We start from the raw sequence: 557 nt of genomic DNA on the forward strand, positions 1-557 counted from the left end.
ACAGCGCTTTTGTCCTGTATGAGCACGTTCACTGTCACATTGCTGATGCCCTCTGCCGGATGGTCCTGTAATCCATACACTCAGCTTTATATAGGAAATGAAACATTTTTCGACATAGGCGTCTGGGCTGCGGTTCCCAAGAAAGACAAGACCGGGAAAATCGTAGGCTACAAAAGTGGTGAACTCCTGTGCCCCTATTTTTCTATGCTTTCAACTTGCTGTGCAGATTTGAACAAAGGTCCGTTTCTGGTCGGGGTCGATTTTGCACCCTTTAACTATACCATTATTGACAAGGAGCATGTCCTGAGGACGGGGCGTGTGCTGATGGGGATGCATGGCCTATATCCATTCATGGACAGACATGCTTCAGCATTTAATGCCCAATGCGATTGGAATCACCAGGCGGTGCTTATTAATGCGCTGGATACAGCCGTTGACGTGAGTCTGTCATTCCTGGGTTATCACTCTTCACATATTACTCCAATGGGCGGGAGAACCTGCATAACAAAAGATGAAGCGAACCCGAATCTTACAGTTTTCTACAGGGACACATATGA

General features: G+C 46.9%; 1 protein-coding gene. It reads left to right on the forward strand.

The window, feature by feature from the left end; all coding sequences use genetic code 11:
- Window positions 1-45 precede the first annotated feature (45 nt).
- Window positions 46-557: hypothetical protein (locus ACY2RQ_RS19750; protein ID WP_490114729.1), on the forward strand; the 512-nt coding region annotated here is incomplete at its 3' end.

This window comes from Parendozoicomonas sp. 209JJ7-1, assembly GCF_058147085.1.